General features: G+C 53.0%; 25 protein-coding genes. 8 read left to right on the forward strand and 17 right to left on the reverse strand.

Annotated features, from left to right (window positions below):
* Positions 1-25: 25 nt before the first annotated feature.
* From rcsA to fliF, 14 genes are all read right to left on the reverse strand, one after another.
* Positions 26-661, reverse strand: coding sequence for a transcriptional regulator RcsA (gene rcsA / locus AC1UKS_RS08815; RefSeq protein WP_013202686.1), 636 nt, complete (start codon positions 659-661; stop codon positions 26-28).
* 652 nt (positions 662-1313) lie between these two features.
* A complete protein-coding gene (gene fliR / locus AC1UKS_RS08820) occupies positions 1314-2099 on the reverse strand; it encodes a flagellar biosynthetic protein FliR (protein WP_265910808.1) in 786 nt (261 codons plus the stop codon).
* Positions 2099-2368 (reverse strand): flagellar biosynthesis protein FliQ, encoded by a 270-nt coding sequence (fliQ, locus tag AC1UKS_RS08825; protein WP_013202684.1) that lies wholly within the window; start codon positions 2366-2368, stop codon positions 2099-2101. Before fliQ ends, fliR begins: the two co-directional genes overlap by 1 nt.
* Before the next feature lie 81 nt (positions 2369-2449).
* Positions 2450-3184, reverse strand: a complete 735-nt coding sequence (gene fliP, locus AC1UKS_RS08830; RefSeq protein ID WP_013202683.1) for a flagellar type III secretion system pore protein FliP — start codon at positions 3182-3184, stop codon at positions 2450-2452.
* Entirely contained in the window at positions 3184-3579 is a 396-nt protein-coding gene (gene fliO, locus AC1UKS_RS08835; protein WP_482436507.1) for a flagellar biosynthetic protein FliO, read from the reverse strand. Before fliO ends, fliP begins: the two co-directional genes overlap by 1 nt.
* On the reverse strand, positions 3580-3981 hold the full coding sequence (fliN, locus tag AC1UKS_RS08840) for a flagellar motor switch protein FliN (protein WP_013202681.1): 402 nt from the start codon (positions 3979-3981) through the stop codon (positions 3580-3582).
* Positions 3974-4981 carry a flagellar motor switch protein FliM gene (gene fliM, locus AC1UKS_RS08845; protein ID WP_013202680.1) on the reverse strand — a complete coding sequence of 336 codons (1008 nt, stop codon included), beginning with the start codon at positions 4979-4981 and terminating at the stop codon, positions 3974-3976. The genes fliN and fliM overlap by 8 nt, the downstream gene beginning before the upstream one ends.
* Before the next feature lie 5 nt (positions 4982-4986).
* On the reverse strand, positions 4987-5466 hold the full coding sequence (gene fliL / locus AC1UKS_RS08850) for a flagellar basal body-associated protein FliL (protein WP_265910807.1): 480 nt from the start codon (positions 5464-5466) through the stop codon (positions 4987-4989).
* A 150-nt stretch (positions 5467-5616) separates the two neighbouring features.
* A complete protein-coding gene (locus tag AC1UKS_RS08855; protein WP_482436508.1) occupies positions 5617-6930 on the reverse strand; it encodes a flagellar hook-length control protein FliK in 1314 nt (437 codons plus the stop codon).
* Positions 6927-7373 (reverse strand): flagellar export protein FliJ, encoded by a 447-nt coding sequence (gene fliJ, locus AC1UKS_RS08860; protein ID WP_013202677.1) that lies wholly within the window; start codon positions 7371-7373, stop codon positions 6927-6929. Before fliJ ends, AC1UKS_RS08855 begins: the two co-directional genes overlap by 4 nt.
* Positions 7374-7415: 42 nt before the next feature.
* Complete coding sequence (fliI, locus tag AC1UKS_RS08865) at positions 7416-8774, reverse strand: flagellar protein export ATPase FliI (RefSeq protein WP_013202676.1); 1359 nt, start codon at positions 8772-8774, stop codon at positions 7416-7418.
* Entirely contained in the window at positions 8774-9463 is a 690-nt protein-coding gene (gene fliH / locus AC1UKS_RS08870; RefSeq protein WP_482436510.1) for a flagellar assembly protein FliH, read from the reverse strand. Before fliH ends, fliI begins: the two co-directional genes overlap by 1 nt.
* Entirely contained in the window at positions 9456-10448 is a 993-nt protein-coding gene (fliG, locus tag AC1UKS_RS08875; RefSeq protein ID WP_013202674.1) for a flagellar motor switch protein FliG, read from the reverse strand. Before fliG ends, fliH begins: the two co-directional genes overlap by 8 nt.
* Complete coding sequence (gene fliF, locus AC1UKS_RS08880; protein WP_482436512.1) at positions 10445-12175, reverse strand: flagellar basal-body MS-ring/collar protein FliF; 1731 nt, start codon at positions 12173-12175, stop codon at positions 10445-10447. Before fliF ends, fliG begins: the two co-directional genes overlap by 4 nt.
* A 238-nt stretch (positions 12176-12413) precedes the next feature.
* Here fliF and fliE point away from each other — a divergent pair, with 238 nt between their 5' ends.
* On the forward strand, positions 12414-12725 hold the full coding sequence (fliE, locus tag AC1UKS_RS08885; RefSeq protein WP_013202671.1) for a flagellar hook-basal body complex protein FliE: 312 nt from the start codon (positions 12414-12416) through the stop codon (positions 12723-12725).
* Between the two features lie 202 nt (positions 12726-12927).
* Complete coding sequence (gene ymcF / locus AC1UKS_RS08890; protein ID WP_422615308.1) at positions 12928-13089, forward strand: cold shock small protein YmcF; 162 nt, start codon at positions 12928-12930, stop codon at positions 13087-13089.
* 182 nt (positions 13090-13271) lie between these two features.
* On the opposite strand, the gene AC1UKS_RS08895 is transcribed toward ymcF, so the two are convergent.
* Positions 13272-13451: a hypothetical protein gene (locus AC1UKS_RS08895; protein WP_482436514.1), complete on the reverse strand. Its 180-nt coding sequence runs from the start codon at positions 13449-13451 to the stop codon at positions 13272-13274.
* Positions 13452-13842: 391 nt separating this feature from the next.
* Positions 13843-14562: a LexA family transcriptional regulator gene (locus AC1UKS_RS08900; RefSeq protein ID WP_231853665.1), complete on the reverse strand. Its 720-nt coding sequence runs from the start codon at positions 14560-14562 to the stop codon at positions 13843-13845.
* A gap of 198 nt (positions 14563-14760) precedes the next feature.
* Between AC1UKS_RS08900 and AC1UKS_RS08905 the strand changes: the two genes are divergently transcribed.
* The 6 genes from AC1UKS_RS08905 to AC1UKS_RS08930 all read left to right on the forward strand — a co-directional run bounded on the left by AC1UKS_RS08905 (position 14761) and on the right by AC1UKS_RS08930 (position 18814).
* Positions 14761-15126, forward strand: a complete 366-nt coding sequence (locus AC1UKS_RS08905) for an antiterminator Q family protein (RefSeq protein ID WP_265910804.1) — start codon at positions 14761-14763, stop codon at positions 15124-15126.
* Positions 15127-15278: 152 nt separating this feature from the next.
* Positions 15279-15746 (forward strand): glycoside hydrolase family protein, encoded by a 468-nt coding sequence (locus AC1UKS_RS08910; protein WP_482436515.1) that lies wholly within the window; start codon positions 15279-15281, stop codon positions 15744-15746.
* Positions 15743-16087 (forward strand): DUF7940 domain-containing protein, encoded by a 345-nt coding sequence (locus tag AC1UKS_RS08915; RefSeq protein WP_013202666.1) that lies wholly within the window; start codon positions 15743-15745, stop codon positions 16085-16087. Before AC1UKS_RS08910 ends, AC1UKS_RS08915 begins: the two co-directional genes overlap by 4 nt.
* Positions 16084-16380: a hypothetical protein gene (locus tag AC1UKS_RS08920; RefSeq protein WP_265910802.1), complete on the forward strand. Its 297-nt coding sequence runs from the start codon at positions 16084-16086 to the stop codon at positions 16378-16380. The genes AC1UKS_RS08915 and AC1UKS_RS08920 overlap by 4 nt, the downstream gene beginning before the upstream one ends.
* A gap of 276 nt (positions 16381-16656) precedes the next feature.
* Positions 16657-18405: an amylovoran biosynthesis protein AmsF gene (locus AC1UKS_RS08925; protein ID WP_482436516.1), complete on the forward strand. Its 1749-nt coding sequence runs from the start codon at positions 16657-16659 to the stop codon at positions 18403-18405.
* Positions 18406-18544: 139 nt separating this feature from the next.
* Positions 18545-18814, forward strand: coding sequence for a hypothetical protein (locus AC1UKS_RS08930; protein WP_013202663.1), 270 nt, complete (start codon positions 18545-18547; stop codon positions 18812-18814).
* Positions 18815-18874: 60 nt separating this feature from the next.
* On the opposite strand, the gene AC1UKS_RS08935 is transcribed toward AC1UKS_RS08930, so the two are convergent.
* Positions 18875-20131 (reverse strand): GGDEF domain-containing protein, encoded by a 1257-nt coding sequence (locus AC1UKS_RS08935; RefSeq protein WP_482436517.1) that lies wholly within the window; start codon positions 20129-20131, stop codon positions 18875-18877.
* Between the last annotated feature and the right edge of the window lie 536 nt (positions 20132-20667).

The raw sequence follows: 20667 nt of genomic DNA on the forward strand, positions 1-20667 counted from the left end.
GGCATTTTTACTGTGCAGTAGGTGATTATCTCACATTAACATATATGCCACTGGTGACATTATCCGTCAAACGGACCACATGATAAATAACTTGTTTGTTGTGTGTTTTAATTTTACGTTTAATATTTCCTTTATGGGAGGAAACCGTCTTGGCCTTAATTTGCATTTTATCCGATATTTGAATTGTATCGTGGCCAGACATCCACATTTTAAGCATATTTGATTCTGTTTGGCTCAGCGTCAGTGGATGCACGTCGAAACCTGCGGAATACCGCGGGGAAACATTGAGTTTCTTTTGAAAATAAGACAGCAATAAGTTATCCAGAGTAGCCGGCTTAATCGATTTTGATGTAATAATCAGGTTCTTACGAACGTAGAGATATTCCTCAAAATGGATGTTAGATATGGCCATGAAGATAAAGAACAGCGTGTCAGGATGCTGCATAATAATGTTTCTTATGCGCTGACTGGCATCTGCTTCATGAATGAAACAATCTTCGTTAATAAAAACCACGCCTGGCTGATACTGTTGGCATTTTGCTTGTAATTGATCAATGTCAGTGACGGAAGTAATGTTTTTCTTTTTAACACCCTTCACAGTCATATAATCGGTAAGCCCTAGCCGTGTATAGCTGCATGAATCCATTATAATTGTTGGCATTGTAGCGACCCTCACCAAATTGTTATCCGTTTAAATCAACGATGAATTACGCGTTTGTGTAGTTACAAGAGTAAATTGTTCTTATGACGGTCTTGTTATATACCCGGCAGTAAATCTGTGTGGGCGAGCGCACACTGGTCAGATCTGTCCATGCCCGAGGTAATATTTAGGTTTATTCAGCAGATAAAACCAGTCTTTCGACGCTGAAATTCCACGTTCAGAATGAGTGACTGGCAAATTTTCTTAGCACAGCATGCTGCATGTTTTTTGTGAGCCACGCCACTATCGCGCAAAACACAGAAAAGTCTGATAGGACGATTCCTAAAAAACATTCGTCATGCGAATGTGTGACGCTGTGTGGTGTGTTGACAATGCCGCAAAATGCGGTTTGACACAAGATAAACCACCAAAAATAAAATTTCCAGTAAAAACAGGTAGTTGTTTGTTTTATGAACGTTAACGTTCCCGTAACAATCTACCCGTTTCGAAAATCAAAATACGCTAACTGGGATTTAATAAGAATAATTTTCATTGTCCGAATTAACTTATCAGAATTTCCTTAATGAAATTCTGATAATTTTGGTTCGAAAAATGCACAAACACATTTCACATACTTAACAGTAGCGACATTATGATCTAAGGATACATTAATTTATTTGGCGGGCATCTCGCTGAGTACACTGGCGAGTAAATCAAACACTTCACTGAACAAATGCTCACAGAATGGGGCGAGGAGGGGCATCATCAGGCTAATGAAGATGATCCCTATAGATAAGGTGACCGGGAAGCCAATAGCGAAAACCGACAGTTGAGGTGCAACACGGTTTAACAAACCCAGTGCCAGGTTAAGGGTGAGGAGCAGGGTTATCAACGGTAGCGCTAATCGCAGACCGTTAAGGAAAATTAGACTGGCCGCTTTGGTCAGGGCAAGGAAAGCATTGCCGTTGATCGGATCGCCGCCGATCGGCAAGGTGTGAAAACTGTCGGCAACCATCGAGATCAACCAGAGGTGTCCGTTGAAGGACAAAAACAGCAGCATGGCCAGCATATCGAGAAATCTTGCCAGTACCGGCATGTTCAAACGGCTGGCCGGATCGAAGAAGGTGGCAAAAGACAGTCCCATCTGCAAACCAATCACTTCTCCCGCCGTCCGCACCGCAGCGAAAGCGAATTGCATCGTAAAACCTATCGCCACACCAATCAGAATTTGCTGAATCAACAGCCAGAATCCGCCAACTGAGAACAGCGTCACGTTTGTCGGCGGCAAAGAAGGCAGCAGAACGTAGGTGATCATCACGCCGAGGCCGATTTTCACTTTCTTGCTGATGGATTTCTCGCTCAGCAGCGGCGCGGTCATGATCAACGCCAGTACACGCGCCAGCGGCCAGAAAAGTTGGCTAATCCAGAACACCAGCTGACTGCTGTCGATGTTAATCATTAACCGATCATATACGGGAGGTTAGTGAACAGGGTACGCATATAGTCGAGTACCAGATTCAGCATCCAAGGCCCGGCGATCACCATAGTGGCAACAACCGCGAGGATCTTCGGGATAAAAGATAGGGTCTGTTCGTTGATCTGGGTCGCCGCCTGCAGCAGGCTGATAATCAGACCGCTGACCAACGCTGCCAGCAGCAGTGGGGCAGCAACCGCCAGGGCAACCTGCATTGCATCGTGCCCGATAACCATAACCGATTCAGGTGTCATAGAGACTCCGGAGAAATAAAAGGGAAGTGCATTTTTCGGGGCGAAGTGGCTCCGCCCTCAATTTTTTTGGCAAATAAACGGTTAACTGTAAAAACTTTGCGCCAGCGAGCTGACCAACAGCGACCAGCCGTCGACTAATACGAACAGCATCAGCTTAAAGGGCAGCGAGATAGTGGCCGGTGGCACCATCATCATCCCCAGCGCCATTAATACGCTGGCAACCACCAGATCGATAATCAAAAACGGGATAAAGACGGTAAAACCAATCTGGAATGCCGTTTTCAATTCGCTGGTGACATAGGCGGGTAACAGGATGCGCATCGGCACGGCTTCCGGTCCCTGCAATGGCGGGGAGTTGGACAGACGGGCAAACAGCGCAAGGTCAGCTTCACGGGTCTGGCGCAGCATAAACTCACGCAGCGGCTGTGCCCCTTTATCAATCGCATCCTGCATGCTGATCTTGTCCTGACTGAACGGCAGATAAGCATCCTGGTAAATTTTGTCGAACACCGGACCCATAATAAAGAAGGTCAGGAACAGCGCCAGACCGAGCAGCACCTGGTTGGGCGGTGCAGACGGCGTGCCCAGTGCGTTACGCAGCAGGCCAAACACGATAATGATGCGGGTGAAGCTGGTCATCATCAGCAGGATGGCGGGCAGGAAGGTCAGCGAGGTGATGAATACCAGCGTCTGCACCGGCAATGACCAGCTCTGGCCGCCGTTGGCTGTTGGGTGGCTCATCAGGCCAGGGAGCTGCGCGTGCACATCAGGCGCGATCAGTAAAAATAGCGCCAGCAGAGGAAGAAAGCGTTTCATTATGGCTTACCGGGGCGTTTGAGTAAGGACTGTAACACCTGACGGAAGTCTGCCGTCGCAGCCGGAGGCTCCGGATTTTCCTGCTGCGGTTTAGGCGGCAGGGTATGTAAATGGGTAATCTGTTGACCGGTCACACCCAGCACCAAACGGGCATCTTCCACATCGACAATCACCACGCGCTCGCGCTGGCCAACCTGGCAACTGGCGCTGACGGTGAGGCTGCTTTGCCCGCGAATGCCGCGTTTCGGCGTAAAGCCGAAGCGTTTTGCTATCCAGGCACAGGCCAGAATCAGCAGGATAATCACCGCCAGCACGCTGCTAACCTGCGTCAGCATCGAATCGGTGGACACAGCAGGCTGGCCTACTGGCATTGGCTGGAGTGAACCGGTCTTCATTTAGCGGCTCAGACGACGCATACGTTCGGTCGGGGTGATGATGTCGGTGATACGCACGCCGTATTTATCCGCCACGACCACTACTTCACCCTGCGCAATCAGATAGCCGTTGATCAGGATATCCAGCGGCTCGCCCGCCAGACCTTCCAGTGAGACCACGGAACCCTGAGTCAGACGCAGCAGCTCTTTAATGGTCATTTTGGTGCGGCCCAGCTCCACGGTCAGTTTGACCGGGATGTCCATAATCAGATCGATATCCTGCAGCGAACCGGTGATATCGTTGCTCTCCAGAGATTTAAACACCCCTTCAGAAGACGGCGTGCTGGCTTGCTCATTCATCGCGTCAGCCCACAGGTCGTCCGCGGAGATGTCGTCTTCGGACGGCTTATTCGTATCACTCATCGGGCTGTTCCTCGTTCATCGAATTCAAAATCGGGTTAATCAGATGTTCCACACGCAGCGCGTACTGCCCGTTAAGGGTGCCGTACTGGCTGGTTAACACCGGCACGCCGTCGACATGGGCGATGATGCGGTCCGGCTTTTCAATCGGTAAAACGTCACCTGGCTTCAGCGCCAGCAGACGGGAAATGCGCATCGACACTTCACCAAAGTTGGCAATCAGCTCCAGTTCGGAGTGCTGAACCTGCTTCACCAGCGTGTCGCGCCAGTTCTGGTCTTCCTGACGGGAGTTCTCCAGCGGCGGATTGACCAGCGTTTCACGCAGTGGCTCAATCATGCTGAACGGGATACAGATATTGAACTCGCCGACCAGGTTACCAATCTCGACCTGGAACGGCGTGGTGATCACGATATCGTTCGGCGAGGTGGTGATGTTGGTGAACTTCACCTGCATTTCTGAGCGCACATACTCTACGTCCAGCGGATAAATCGGCTTCCACGCTTCGCTGTAGCCTTCGAGGGCCAGCTTCAGCATGCGGCGGATCACCCGCTGTTCGGTCGCGGTAAACTCGCGGCCTTCCACTTTTGTCGGGAAACGACCGTCACCGCCAAACAGGTTATCCACGGCGATAAACACCAGGCTTGGCGAGAACACCACCAACGCCGTACCGCGCAGCGGCTTCAGGTGGATCAAGTTCAGGTTGGTCGGCACCGGCAGGTTACGGGCAAACTCATGGTAAGGCTGAATTTTAATCGCCCCTACCGTGATGTCCGGGCTGCGGCGCAGCAGGTTAAACAACGCCATGCGATAAGAGCGGGCAAAACGTTCGTTGATGATCTCCAGCGCCTGCAGACGTTCGCGAACCATGCGACGCTGGGTATTAGGATCATACGGACGAATGTCGTTATCGCCCTTGCTGGTGGTGGTTTCTTCTGCCGCACTGTCGCTGTCGCCATTGAGCAGTGCGTCGATTTCCGCTTGTGAGAGAATGCTGTCGCCCATAATGTCTACCTCAGGATAAAGGCAGTGAACAGAACATCGCTCACCACCTGCTGAGGTTCACCTTGTACCAGCGGCGGTGCCAGTACAGCTTTGATTTGTTTCATCAGTTCCTGTTTGCCCTGCTCGCTGCTCAACGCGGAAGCGTCCTGGCGGGAGAGCAACAGAAGCAGACGGCTGCGAACTTCCGGCAGATAGTCATTAATGCGACGACGGGTGTCTTCGTCAGGCAGACGCAGCGTAAAGCCAACATACAGCACCCGATCGGGATCGTTGTCTGGATTGATTAAGTTAACGGTGAAGGTGTCCAGCGCATAGAAGACCGGTGCGACAGGCACGGCAGGTTTTTCAACCTTCGCACTGTCCGCAGGGGACTTCATCATGTGCCAGACCATATAGCCCGCCACGCTGCAAGCAACCACTGTTACGAGCAGTAACAGGGGTATCAGGAGCTTACGTTTGCCGCTTTTGGCTTTCTTATCAGTCATATGAGCTATAACTTCCTGTGATTATCTTCGAGGTGCGGTGCCACTTAATCCGCTATCCCACGGTGTTATGGGCAGATTATGGCGCGTCTTGCGCTAAACAATAGGCAGATAAGACGCGCGTTTTGCCACTAGCTTATGCGTTTGTCACCGTCAGGCGAAAATATCAACAGCGCTGGACCCGGCTGCACGCGCCTGTAGTGAGGCTGGAACGGCAATCGCGGTGACATCACTGTCGTTTTCTGCTGCAAGACTAAATGTGTTACCACGTGAGTTATTACGCTGCGGATCCTGCTGGTTGCCAGAGCTTTGACCCTGCTGGAACGCATCGCTGCTAACGTTACTCTGGCCGAGGTTGATGCCGTTTTCTGCCAGTGCGGTACGCAGCTGCGGAATAGCCGCTTCCAACGCCGCACGAACCTGGCTGTGGCCCGACACCATATTCAACTGCGCCTGGTCGTTATCCAGCTTCAGACTGATCTGAATGCTGCCCAAATCCTGTGGATGCAAATGCAGTTCAGCCGTTTGCTGACCGTTTTTGCTGAACATCAGGATCTGCTGACCCAACGCCTGCTGCCACTCCTGGCTGCCAAGCTGTGAACTTAGCTGCGCGCTGGCCGGCGCCGTCACCAGTGAAGTGGTGACCGGCGTGGTCAGTGAAGAAGCCGCACTGATAACATTATTGGTTATCGTCGAAGCGGGGGCAGAACTTGAATTTTCTTTATCTGTCTCTTTGCCCGCGTGGCCCATGGCCTGCTGGAAAGCGGTATTCAGCACGCTGGTATCCACCGTGGCTTTCTGAGATGCGCCGGCAGTAGACGCGGTGGTGGTGGTCATATCGGCCTTGCCGCTGACTTTGCCTTTGTCGCTCTCTTCCGTGGTGTCCGCGCCGAGCAGCGAGGCGAGGGTCGACTGCTTCGCACCCTTAATGCTTTGTTCGTCAGACAGCGATTCGGTGCCTTTGGCCTGCATCGTCACCGGCTGGGCGGTGGTGGGTGGCAGCATGGCGAACAGCGCCTGTAGCGTTTGCATATCGCTCTGATTCAGCGTTGGGGCGGCGGCCTGGCTTTCGTCCGTGGTTTTATCGTCGGTCTTGATGTCTTTGCCGGTTTTCTCTGGCTGCAGCAGGGCACTCAGGGTTTCCGGCTTGTCCAGCGCCGCCAGCAGGGCATTCAGCTTGGCTTTGGAAGACTGGCCTGCGTCGGCCGTTTCACCGGCAACCGCGGTGGTGGCTGCGGCGGCAGTGGCCTGGCCTTTTTCGCTCTGTTGCGCCAGGGTCAGCAGCTTGTTTCCCAACAGGGTCAAAAAGCCTTTAGAGGTGCCTTCACCCGCAGCGGACTCTTCGCCGGCTGCGGCGGTGGTGGTATCAGTCCCCACGTCTGCTGATGCTGACGCAGACCCAGAGGCAGAATGACTGGACGTCGTGGTTTTGGTCCCGGAAGTAACAACAAGTGGCAAAGTGATCATTCGCCTTTCCTCAATGATGCCCGTTGGGCAAATTCATCCATCCGTTTCTGATCGAGACGGTTTTCCTGTAATAATTCGTTGGCCTGCGCACGCGCATGCAGCGTTTCGTAGGCATGGAGCCGCTGCTGCTTATCGCGCCAGAAGGTCAGGGCGTTTTCCACCCGACTGCTCCAGTGCAGGAGCTGCTGACGATGCTGTTCGATGGCTTTTTCCAGCGTTTCAATAAACTGGTGGTAGTTGTACCAGCGGGTGCTGGCAATGCCTTCCGCCATGGTGTTGTTCAGCGTTTTGCGGTATTCGTCCTGGTAGTTCAGCAGCATGGATAACTGTTCGTCGGCCTGCTTATGCGCGCGCCGGACGTCACCCAACTGGATGGCCGCCTTCTCAAGATCTTTCTGTGCCAGACCGCACAGGGTTTCGATGGGTGATGCTTGTTTTGCCATGCTTCCTCCGCCAGGGTCGGACTTCTCCGCTCGGGCCGCCCGTTAGCCAAAGATTGCCTGTAGGTGCAAACAGGCATCGTCAAATGTGCTGCGCTCAAACATGCCCTGTTGCAGGAAGGTTTCCAGCTCCGGGTAGAGTTTGATTGCTTTATCCAGTGTCGGATCGCTGCCTGCGGCGTAAGCGCCGACGCTGACCAGATCACGGTTACGCTGATAGCTCGACAGTAGCTGCTTGAACTGGCGAACCCGCGCGTAATGCGGCTCATCAATCAGGTGCGCCATCACGCGGCTGATTGAGGCTTCAATATCGATTGCCGGATAGTGACCGGACTCCGCCAGACGGCGGGACAGCACAATGTGACCATCCAGAATGGCGCGGGCGGAGTCCGCAATCGGATCCTGCTGATCGTCGCCTTCGGTGAGAACGGTATAGAAAGCGGTAATCGAGCCGCCGCCATCAATGCCGTTACCGGCACGTTCAACCAGCGCCGGCAGCTTGGCGAAAACCGATGGCGGATAGCCTTTGGTTGCCGGCGGTTCGCCAATCGCCAGCGCGATTTCACGCTGTGCCATTGCGTAACGGGTCAGTGAATCCATAATCAGCAGCACGTGCTGGCCACGGTCACGGAAATCTTCGGCGATACGGGTAGCGTAAGACGCGCCCTGCATACGCAGCAGGGGGGAAACGTCAGCCGGCGCCGCAATCACTACCGCACGGGCACGGCCTTCGGTGCCGAGAATATTTTCGATAAAGTCTTTTACTTCGCGACCACGTTCGCCGATCAGGCCAACCACAATCACGTCCGCTTTGGTGTAGCGGGCCATCATGCCCAGCAGCACGCTTTTACCCACGCCCGAGCCGGCAAACAGGCCCATACGCTGTCCACGTCCCACCGTCAGCAGGGCGTTGATGGCGCGCACGCCGGTATCCAGTACGTCGGTTATCGGCGTTCTCTGCAACGGGTTAAATGGCGGGGTGATTAACGGTGCGCGATAACCGGTTTCCGGTGCCGGCAAACCATCCAGCGGACGGCCGCTGCCATCCAGCACGCGGCCCAATAATTCCGGGCCGAGCATCAGCTGCTTGCCGCTGTGCTTATCGCCAGACAGTCGGGCGTAAACGCGTGCGCCGGGTAAGATGCCTTCGACTTCTTCCAGTGGCATCAGGAATAGCCGCTGGCCATTGAAGCCAACCACTTCGGCCTCAACTTCCGCCACGCCATTATTGTCCGCGCGTTCAATCACGCAGGTGGCACCGAGCGGCAGCTGCAAGCCGGTCGCTTCCAGCACCAGGCCGGTCGCACGGGTTAACCGTCCGTAGCGACGCACTTCGGGTAATTGGTTCAAACGTTGTTCGAACGATTCCATGGCGCCAAGCCAGCGTGAAAGGCGAGTGGTCATTACAGTTCTCCCGGTGCGGCAAGGCGGCAAAGTTCATGCCAGCGGGTGGCGAGGCTGGCATCCAGATCGCCATCTTCGGCGCTGACTTTGCAGCCGCCAGGATGGATCGTGCTGTCGGCCATCAGACGCCAGCCGTGCAGGCTGAGCGTGGCACCCAGCGTTTGTTCGACGCGCTGTAAATCGTCCGGATGCACTCGTAGCGTCGGTTTGCCGCTTAACATCGGTTCCTGCTGGATCATGCCCTGAATCTGACGAAGCAGGGCGGTGCCATCAACGTGCGGCGCCTGACCGATTACCTGACGCGCGGCTTCCAGCGCCAGCTGCATCAGGCGGGCGGCAATCACACTGTCCAGCGCTTCCAGCGTATGGTTGAATTCTGATACCAGCTGCTGCATACGCGCCTGAAGCGGTGCCTGCTGCTGCTGTGCTTCCGCCAGCCCCTGCTGAAAACCGGCGTCGTAACCCGCTTTCTGGCCTTCGGCAAAACCTTTCTGCTGACCTTCGGCATAGCCCAGACCCTGCGCTTCACTGCGCACCTGGGTCTGGAGCTGCTCCAGCTCAAACTGCTGACGGTTGAAGGGATCTTCCGGCTGCTCTTCCTCGACGATTTCTTCGATCTTCGGCTTGTTCAACTGCCCGAGATCGTTGGGCTGCCAGCGCTGCCACGGTAAGGAAGATTTATCAGACATACTGTTCCTCGCCACCACCAATCACCATCTCGCCACTTTCTGCCAGACGACGAACGATAAGCAGGATGGCTTTCTGTTCGCTTTCCACCGCAGACATACGCATCGGGCCACGGTTGGACAGGTCGTCGCGCAGGATATCTGCCGCACGCGAGGACATGTTTTTCAGGAACTTCTCGCGCAACGGCTGCTCGGAACCTTTCAGAGCCACCAGCAGCGATTCGGATTCCACCTCCTGCAACAGGCGCTGGATGCTGCGATCGTCGACCTGAATAAGGTTTTCGAACAGGAACATCTCGTCGATAATTTTCTGTGCCAGCTCGCCGTCGAACTCGCGAACCGCTTCGATAACCGCTTCTTCCTGCTGGGTCTTCATCAGGTTGATGATTTCCGCCGCCGTTCTCACGCCGCCCATCTTCGCGCGCTTGAGGTTCTGGCCATCGAGCAGGCCGTTCAGCACTTCGGTCAGTTCTGCCAGCGCCGCCGGCTGAACGCCGCCGAAGGTGGCAATACGCAGCATCACATCGTGACGCAGACGTTCGTCGAACTGGGCAACGATATCCGCCGCCTGAGCACGTTTGAGGTGCACAAGGATGGTGGCGATAATCTGCGGGTGTTCGTCGCGGATAAGATCGGCCGCCGCTTGTGGCTCCATAAAGTTGAGGGTGTCCATGCCGCTGGTGGTTTCCCGCGTTTCGAGAATATCTTCCAGCAGGGTGGCGGCCTTCTCTTCGCCCAGCGCTTTAACCAGCACCGTACGCAGATAATCATTCGAGTTGACGCTCAGCGCCGCAAACTGCTCGGCATCGATTTCGAACTCGCGCAGCACATCGGTCAGCTGCTTGTGGGACACCTGACGCATATTAGAAATGGCAGAACTCAGGTGTTGGACTTCGCGGCTGTCGAGGTGTTTGAACACCTCAGCAGCGCGGTCTTCACCAATCGTCATCATGAGGATGGCGCTTTTTTCAGTACCGGTGAGACTCATAGCTCGTCCTTCATCCACTGGCGAATAACCAGAGCCACCACCCGCGGGTCATTTTCTGACATTTCGCGAATACGCTGGCTCATGACCTCAGCACTCATGCGGTGCTGAGATTTACGTTCCTGATCCTGCTCGTCTTTCGACAGGCTGACGGCCACGGCATCGTCACCGGATTCTTCCCGAGCCTGCTTAGCAACGGCCGCGGCTTCAACAGCAGCCTTCTCCAGCTCTGCCTTGCGGCGCAGCTGTGGGCGAACCAGCTTGCGGTAAAGGATCCAGGCAACAATCAGGACCAGTAACCAGCGTCCCAGTTCCATCATCTGGTCGATGAAGGCCGGCTGTTTCCAGAACGGTACGTCATCACTGGTGTCTTCGGTTACGGTGAACGGTGAGTTAACCACGTTCAGACTGTCTCCGCGTTTGTCCGAATAGCCCATCGCCTCACGGGTCAGGTTTTCAATCTGTTTCAACTGCGCATCTGTCAGCGCAATTGGTTTACCGGCTGCATCAGCTTTGTAGTTCACCACCACCGCGACCGACAGGCGCTGCACTTCACCGACGTTCATCTTGGTGTGAAGGATGGTGCGATCTACTTCATAGTTGGTGGTGTTGTCGGTGCGGGTATTCGACGGACCGGCCTTGGCGGTGCTGGCGCTGGAACCCTGATTCGCCGCTGCCGCGTTGCCGTTCTGTCCATTCTGACCATTTTGGCCGTTCTGGTTGTTCGCCGCAGGCGTGGTCACCGGTGCGGTGTTGGCCGGAGCCGGCTGGTTGGAAAGGGCACCCGGGACGCCGCCAGGATACTGTCCACCAATCTGTTCGCTGTCGCTGGTCTGGCGAGAGCGGACGGCCTGAGTAGACGGGTCGCTGTTCGGCTGATATTTCTCGTCGGTCTGCTCACGGGCATTAAAGTCGATCTGCGCAGTCACCTGAGCATGAACGTTGCCGGTCCCGACGATAGGATTAAGGATGGCTTCAATGCGTGACTGGAAGCGGTTTTCAACATCGGTCGCATATTTCAGCTGAGCATCATTCAGATCGCGGCCAGCATTATCTGATTGGGTCAGCAGGTGACCGGCCTGGTCAACAACGGTCACATTGCCCGGTGGCAATCCGGCGACGCTGCTGGAAACCATATGCACGATGGCACTGATTTGCCCCTGGTCCAGCGCACGGCCAGGTTGCAGCGTTAAGGTGACGGAAGCGGTCGGGGATTTCTGCTCGCGGACAAACAGGGAAGGTTTTGGCATCGCGAGGTGGACACGAACATTTTTCACCGGACCCAGCGTTTCAATGGTCCGCGCGAGTTCACCTTCCAGCGCGCGCTGATAGTTAACCTGCTCGCTGAACTGGCTGATGCCGAATTTTTCCTGATCCAACAACTCAAAGCCCACGGCTCCGCCTTTCGGCAGACCCTGTTGGGCTAAACGCAGGCGCAGCTCATGCACTTTTTCAGCCGGCACCATTAATGCGCCGCCTTTATCATCAAACTGATAAGGGATGTTCATTTGGGTGAGCTGAGTAATGATTGCTCCGCCGTCTTCATCACTGAGATTGTTGTACAGCACACGGTACTCAGGCTGTTTAGCCCAGAGCGCCATGGCGATAACGATGGCGATCACCGCCGCCGCCGCAATGATGATTGGGATGCGAGGATTAGCGCGTAAACGAGTAAAAAGGTCGTTCAGACCTTTCTTCTCGGGTTGATCCTGCGTGACAGTTGCATTCATGACTCTTTCCTGGCTGACAGTTGACCGGACTGTTTCGTGTAGTGTCGTAACAAAACTGACTCCCTGATGCGCTGGCGAAAAATTTTCACTTCTAATGGCTGCCATTATTTTCTGAATCAGGAAATTCGATGGCTGGATAAGCCGTGTTTTATGCGCTTATTTAGCGGCTTTGTCTTATTGACATTGTGTTAAGTTTTCACCCATCAAGAAAATCACCGTCAACTTAGCAAGGTAAAACATGTCAATTCAGGGTATCGAAAGTGTTATGCAGCAGCTGCAAACCGCAGCGATTCAGGCCAGCGGCAAGAGTACCGATGCCTCCAGCCATGCGGATTTTGCCGGTGAGCTGAAAGCGGCACTGAACAAGATCAGCGACACGCAGAATGAAGCCCGCACGCAAGCGCAGGACTTTGAGCTGGGTAAGCCAGGCATCAACCTGAACGATGTGATGGTGGATATGCAGAAGTCGTCGGTGTCGATGCAGATGGGGATTCAGGTGCGTAACAAGCTGGTGAGTGCGTACACTGACATCATGAATATGCAAGTATAAGTCGGGTAACTTATTGGCAGGAAGGGAATTAGAGGCTAGACAGCTTTGCTGTGGGACAGTGATCGGACAAAAAAGCCCGCATGGCGGCGGGCATGTGCTCAGGTCTTGTTGCATAAATGTTACTTTTAAGACTAATACCCCCCAGATAATTCGGACAGAAGCGTCGGGGAGTGATATTGTAATTTCTTCTTGTTCACAGTTTATGAAGGTTATTATTCCTATTATCAGATTCAAATGCCCGTCATGTCATGGATGTCAGTTCCGTTTATCTCCCCATAACATCACGCCAAAAAATCCCCACGGTGCTAACTGTATTTTTTGCAAAGCCGGAATGCAGGCCAGCGCTCAGACTCTTACTCACTAACACACTTCGATCGTAAAAACTCTTGATTGCCGCGAATGAAAATCGGGTGAGTTACTGACCCAGCACTTCAGCGCTGCAATCAGGGAGTAAAACTGTATTAACCCTCTCTTACCCCGACAAGCAATCTTCTATTGCAGAAATCAATCGCTTGCCTCAAATCACTCTTTTACCTTAACAATCACTTACGTATCCCTGACCAATTTCACCCGGCGTTGGCTGCACCCACCCAGCGCTTCCGCAATCTTACTGGCCAACCGTCGATCGCGCTGTCGTCGCGCCAGGGCTTCGGCACGGCGGGCTTTGTAGCGACTTTTGCTGGTGCCATGTTGCTGGCACGCTTTCCAGATGATCGTGGTCATCATAACCTCCTGATTTTTAGGGCTGGCTGGTATTCATTCAGGGAAAATATGACCATTAAATCAGTTAACAGCTTAAATATATCCCCCCCTAAAAACGATAGCCATAGTTATTATTAATATCAATGGTTATGATGAAAATAACTGTTATTATAGGCTTACGTCATTGAATTTAAGCGTAAAAATGTTTTTTTGCCGCTTTTTTTACGCTTTATTCTGGCGATGTTATAGAAAGCTTTACTAATCTATTCAGTTGAATCAATGCGTCAAAACCCCTGTGCAGGTTAACTGTCACAGAGGGGGGAATTTGCGAGGAGTAACTGATGATATCTGTACTGCACAGAGTATCCGGAGGGCGATACAAGGAAACCATTCTGCAAGGGCAGGATGTCAGTACTTACCGTCTTAAATCACGGATCAGGAAGATTGCAACACCGGTCAGTTCTGACTCGTCAGAGAGCTCTACAGCGGGCAATCTGGGATCGTCTACGGTTAAAAAACCATTAGAGGGGCCCTCAAGATAACGGTATACGGAGAGGCGGGAATTGACCTTTGCAATCACCAAATCTCCAGATTCTGCTGGTACTTCAGTGTCGATGATGACGATGCTGCCGGCGGTGGCTTCTGAGCAACCGCTGTTGCGGTCAAGAATATAGGCTCGCCAGCTCTTCTTCGCCTTTGCGCCATTAGGGGCTGAGACCACTTCTCCTGTTTTTCCATCTGGCCCCCAAACGGAAATAGTAGTACCACTCTTTACTTTGTCAATGGCGCTAATGGCGGAGGCGCCGCGCATCTCTCCTTCGCCGTTAGCCAGCCACTGTACGTTCACGTCAAGGGCGCGGGCAATGTCGACCAGTTTGCGGGAGCCTTCTGCTTCCCCTTTGGTCAGACGCCAGATTGTAGGCTGCGATACGCCGGAGGCTTTAGCTAAAGCACCCTGGGTAATTCCCATCATGGACATAGCCATGTTCAGTCGGTAAGCGAGTGTATTCGGTTTCATATACCAGAATTTATAGCGAAGGCTATTTTTCGTCAAACACGCTTTGCTATTGACGAAGTTAATAGCTATTGCTATTAATTTATCATAAGCAATAGCAAGAAGGATATTCAGCGCCACGGAATGCTATCGGATTTACCGCTCTTTCACAATCTGGCCGCCCGCCTAATCGCTGGCAACGCATCCGACGTCTTCGTATGACGCAGATTTACCCCGATATTTGGGTCAGATCTGCCGACTTGAACTTAGCAGGTGTTTACGAAAAGTGCCGAATAGATCGGCTCGTTCCCTGCCTGAATGTTGATTTAAGGAGTCATTATGCGAGACATCAAGCTATTACTGGAAAGCTGGGGCGGCTGGGCGGCCACCGATCGCAATGGTATCGGTTACTCTTCTGTTGCGGCCGGTTTCCGTGGTCTGATTACCTCCTCGCCGGTTCCCCGTCCTGTCTGCAGTGATAACGACGGCATTCTGCTCGACAGCTGCATCAGCCGTCTGAAAATAAATCATCCTGATGAACATGCGCTGCTGGTTGCTCACTATCTGTTCAGAATTTCACTGCGCTCGATTGCCCGGCGACGCCGTTGCGCCGACGGCACCATTCGCAAGCAACTCCAGACCGCAGAAGGTTTTGTCGAAGGGGTGTTATCCGCGCTGGATATAACGCTTGAATGTGAAAATTAATTTATTTTCAGAAAAAGTGGTTGCGTACGCAATTACCGATCCATGATGTTAAAAAGGCAATTTAATCTTCACCCTTGAAGCACTTTCAATACCGGGGAATTCACTTTAAATGAATTCAGGCTGGTGCCTGTTTTCGCATGAGGAGGTGGGGAATGAGTAAGATAATACAGATATTAACCTATGAGGAAGGATATAAGGAACGGCCTTATATTGACACTGAAGGTTATCCAACCGTCGCCTGTGGGATCGTTATCGGTCCCAAAGATGCTTCGCTGGTTAATTATCAATTTACCGTGCCAAAAACGGTTGGCGATATTTGGATGCAAAAAATGCTGGATGACAAAATTCAGCTGATGAATATGCGTCCTTCTATTGTTGCCGCATTGAAGCAATGTAATCCAGCGCGTGCCGATGTGCTGTACAGCATGGCCTATCAGCTGGGTGTTGATGGCCTCGCAGCCTTCAAAAATACGCTGGTGATGATCTCAAACGGTCATTTCGATGGCGCGGCGGAAGGCATGCTCAGCAGCTTGTGGGCACGGCAAACGCCGCAGCGGGCAAAACGACTGGCGCAGGTAATGCGCAGCGGGACTTATGATGCTTATCAGGGGGTTATATGAAATTCATTCTGTTTTTACTGATTGTACTGGCGGTGATTTTCCTGGTCTGGTGGGTAAGCAAACACGGCAAAATCGAGTTGGTCTCCCATACCAAACTGCTGTTTAAGACCTGGTCGGTCTGGCTGGCGTCAGCCGGTTCCGCCATCGGCGCCTGGGCCCAGTCATTCCCGGATTCCGCGATGAATGCCTGGACCGCATTACCGGAAGATGTGAAGACCTTTATGCCGCAGCATTATCTCGGATTTGTAGCCTCTTTTATGGTCGCGATGGCGGTTATCGCCCAGTTTGTTCGGCAGAAAACCTTAGCCATACAGCGCCAGGCAACGGAGGGTAAAGCATGAGCACACTTCTTTCTCTTTTCACCGGCAGCTGGCATGGCCTGGCTGCAATCGGGGTGGTGTTTGCCGCGTTAATCGCCAGCTGGTTTGGCGGCAAAAAAATCGGCAAGGTGCAGCAAAAAGCCACCTCTGACGTCACGGCGGCAAAGCAGGAAGCCGATCGTGTGGCTATCGTCGCCAATAAACAGGCTCTGGATATTAAGGAGGTTAAAAATGTTCAGGACAGCAATAACGTGCTTACTGATGACGCTGCTCGTAACAAGCTGCGCGACTCAACATGGAACAATCCACAATAGTGCCGAGATTATTCAGGACTCCTCCTGTACGTTATTTTCACCCATCCGCACTTACGGTAAGGACTGGCAGGTCATTGATATCAGGACGGTGAAGGAAATTAACGTCCACAACGATACCTGGAATAAAGTTTGCGCAAATAAAAAGGAAGATTAACCCATTCACCCACAGGGAACGGGTGATTTTATCCCTCAGGAGTTATGACTTATCTTTTATTTTTCCTTTAATGAATATTTCATTTAGGCGATTCGCTACGGCTTATCGCCGCGGAGGTTATTATGATTGAAGTTAACTCATTTGCTGAATTAAGAACAACTGCACCTGCCAAAGCTGGCGATTTGGCTATTCTGCGCCGTTATTACGATAAAGACTCCACATTCCGTGGCGGCGGTGATTTTGTTGGTTTCCTCAGCGCCACGCCGCCGGCGGATGATTCAGGCACGCTGGCAGCCGGCAGCACTTTTTACTGGAAACGCGTCATTCACGATCCGGATGAGCTCAACATTTATCACTTTGGCGGTAAAGGTGACGGCGTGACCGATGACAGTGGCGCCTTCAAACTGATGATGAGCTGGGCGCAGACCTTTAATACCAACGCCAAAGATCTCGGCGTGCGCTTCCCGGCCGGAAAGTTCCTGATTAATCCCATCGATTATACCGGGACCGACGCCGCCTTCTTTTATATCTACGGTGATGACAACCCCCATGGTGCCATGCCACGCACCACCATCGTGTCCAACAAGTCCACCGCACCGGTATTCAAAGTGCAGGCACGGCGCGTGGCGATTAAAGGTATCGCCTGGAATGGCCAGGCCACAGCGGATATCACCACCAATAAAGCGGCGATTACCTCGGCGATGTGTACCAACCAGCAGCCGTTTTTTGAAAATACCATCGTTGCGGGGGAGTCGGTGGTGATCAATCGCTTCCGGGCGTCAAACAACGGCGGCACGGTCATCAAGCTGTTGGACACCCTGGATTCGAAGTTTGACCAGATCTATACCTTAACCACCTATGGCCGGGTGTTTGATATTGGCTGGTCAGACACCGCGGCCGGTGTCTGGGATCACTCAACGGCGATTGAGTTAACCAACGCGAATTTCCAAACCGGCTATGGTGATGCGACGCTGTATATGCCGCGCGTCACGCAAGGGATTTTGCGCAACGTGTGGATTGAACATACGCGCTTCCCGGGCGACCTGAGTGATGGCGGCTGGACGATTGATACCCTGAATCTGGAAGACTGTGCCAATCCGTTCAACATGAACAATGGACGCGTGCAGATCCGCCAGCTGAATCTGCAGTCCGGCGGTAAAGTCAGTCTGGATACCACGTCTCCTCGCTGGCTTTCAGGCTATGAATACGGCTGGCGTCGCGATGAAAGTTTTGGCTCAACCATGACCGGTTCGATGAAGGCGGGCTGGTACACCGGCTTCAAGGTGACCAATACCTCGACCAGCGATAAATGGTACAAGCTGGGCAAAATCAACATGCCGATGGATAACCAGCAGTGGGTGGTGGAGATGATCAGCAAAGCAACCAACGATGTCCTGACGGGCACGGCGGGTAATCCGGTCACGGCACTCTCATCCTGTATGACCTGGCTGAATATCTCGCGCTGTTCAACCGCCATCTATGCTGACATTCAGCATAAAGGTTCCCCGGCGGTGCTGGACGTGAAGCTGAACCGCATCGGTGTGACCTACGCCGAAATCTGGGTCAAGCTGAAAGCCGCCAGCGGCGACATGATGTTCAACCTGAAATCAACCGGGCCGAGTCGTTTTGAGTCGGGCGAATGTAACTTGTTTACCCCGGATCTCAGCGAAGTGACCGACAGCACCACCATCGGCACCACCTCACCGAACGCCAGGATGAGCCTGCATAACGGGCTGGCGGGAATTGGGGCCAATGAGAAGGGGGTACTGACGGTGGCTACTGTGGCGGCCACCGCGCCAACCACCACCACGGCAGCGGGCTATATCACCGTCAACATCAACGGTACGGACCGCAAAATCGCCTATTTTTGACCTGTAAAACAGCAGCGGCCGCCAGTGATGGCGGCCTTTTTCAGTGTTTTACTTTGTTGGTTAAAAAATTGTTGTGAACTTCTGCGAAACGCAGCGGTCAGAATTAATGAGTGATTTTTTAACCCAGAAGGATAAACGCATGAGTGATAACACCGAAGAACGTAAATCTCCGACTGAACACGTACGCGATGTGACTTCTCAGTTAAAAGAAATGCGCCACTATGCCCAATCCAATGTGGAAACGCTTTCAGCTCACTGGCTGGCTTTTGATCAGGGTGAGTACAAACATCCCGAATTCGCCGAAAGGGTGAACGACCTGCTAACTAAGCAGGGGCAGCTACTGGATGAGTTAGATAAAAACATTCAGGATATGGAAATTGAAGCGAACCGTATCGACAACGAAGCCTGATGATTCAGACTGAGTGAACGCAACCCGCCACGGCGGGTTGTTTTGTTTTTGTGGCAGGGACTACAGCACGAACTCCGGGCTGACGCGGTTTCTGCCGCTGCTTTTCGCAATGTACAGTTGCTCATCGGCATTTTTAATCGATTCGTCCAGACTGCCCGCATCTATCACGTGCAAGGTACTGATGCCGATGCTGACCGTCACGCTAAGGTTCTGCTCGTTGAGCATAATGGTATTGCGCTCGATGCTCTGGCGCAGCCGATCGGCCAACAGATACGCTCTTGGCTGAGAAATCCCCTCTATCAACACTAAAAACTCTTCGCCACCCATCCTGCTGATGATTGCCGTCTGTTGCAGCGACTGGCGGATGCACTCCACCGTCTTCGCCAGCACCTGATCGCCGGCCGCGTGCCCATAGGTATCATTGATGTTTTTGAAACGATCGATATCCACCACGAACACCGCACCGTAAAAGCCGCTGGTTTTATTCTTGCGGGCAATCAGCGCGTTCAGCTGCGAGGAGAGGCCGCTGCGGGTCAGTGCGCCGGTGAGGAAATCATAATCCGCCCGCTTGGTAATGCGCGCCACCAGCTTTTTATTGGCGGTAGTGCTCAATGCCACAATCAACGGGCTGATGGTCATCGCGGCAACGCCCAGTCGGGCGGATGCCAGGCTGTCGATGCGGAAGAAATCATCGGAACCCTGGATAGTCAGCACCTTACTGGCCACCAGGATGATTTCAGTGATGCCGGTTAACAGCGTGAGCAGGCAGGTAAAGAAGATCGGATAGCTGACCGCACACCACATCAGCGCAGGCAGCGGGAAGATCAGGCTGCCGCCGCCGCCAACATAAATGCCGCACACGGCGGAAACCAGCAGCATCACCAGCGGCATCAGATTGCTTTCGCGGAGTTCATTGAACAGCTGGTCCAGCTCATCACGGCGCGGGAAGGTGATCACCAATGGCAGGATCAGGATCGACGTGGACACCTGTTCGCAGAACCACGAGATCCATCCTTGCATCAGGTCATCGTGAAAATAACGCTGACCGGCGAAGGAGCCAATGGCGGCACACACCGCGGCGGCGATAATGGAAGCCGGGAAGACGCGGATCAAGGCCAGCAGTCGTCGCGGATAGGGACGCGTCAGCCAGGGTGACAGCAGCACCGCCTTGCCCACCGTCACAAAGGCGATATTCGCGGCATCCATGCCCAGCGAAACAACAACCGGGGTGCCGTACAGCATATCGGCGGCAACCATGCCGAAATACATCGCCGGCAGGCTGGAAAGGGTATCAAAGCGAGGAAAACGGATCAGCACCCCTAATAACAGGGCATTACACGGCCAGAAAAGAGAAAGTGCCTGATAACTACGGCAATGCAGGCCCAGGGTCGCTAAACATAATGCGAGAAAAAATAAGAATATAACCTGGTCAAACTTATATTTATTAATTTGCATTTTTTATGGCTCAAGGTGCTTACCGGAGTCCGGCGAAGACTGTCTGCGCGGTAACTACCGTGTCATGTCCGACTGCGCCCGGCTCCCTGGTACACATTTCTCAGGGAGAAAAAGTGTGTAAGGTTGGCATCCACTCGCAGTAAAGTCATGGTTTAAGAATGTTCTTAATTCGGCTGGTGTGCCGCTCAGAATATCGCTAAGGCTGTTTAATTTCAATCACTACCAGGCGTAACTGGCGTGAACAACATAGCTGACAGGTTAAGGGCAATCGCTAGCATATATATCGTAATAGCCTCTGATTTTCGAACGATAATCTGCTGCCCTTTTCGATTTGGGAGCATTCTTAGCAGCTGAAAAGCAGAAAAAGTTGTGGGGGCAAAACGGGGGCATCGTAATCA

It is taken from the genome of Erwinia sp. AK-PDG3-5 (assembly GCF_056821705.1).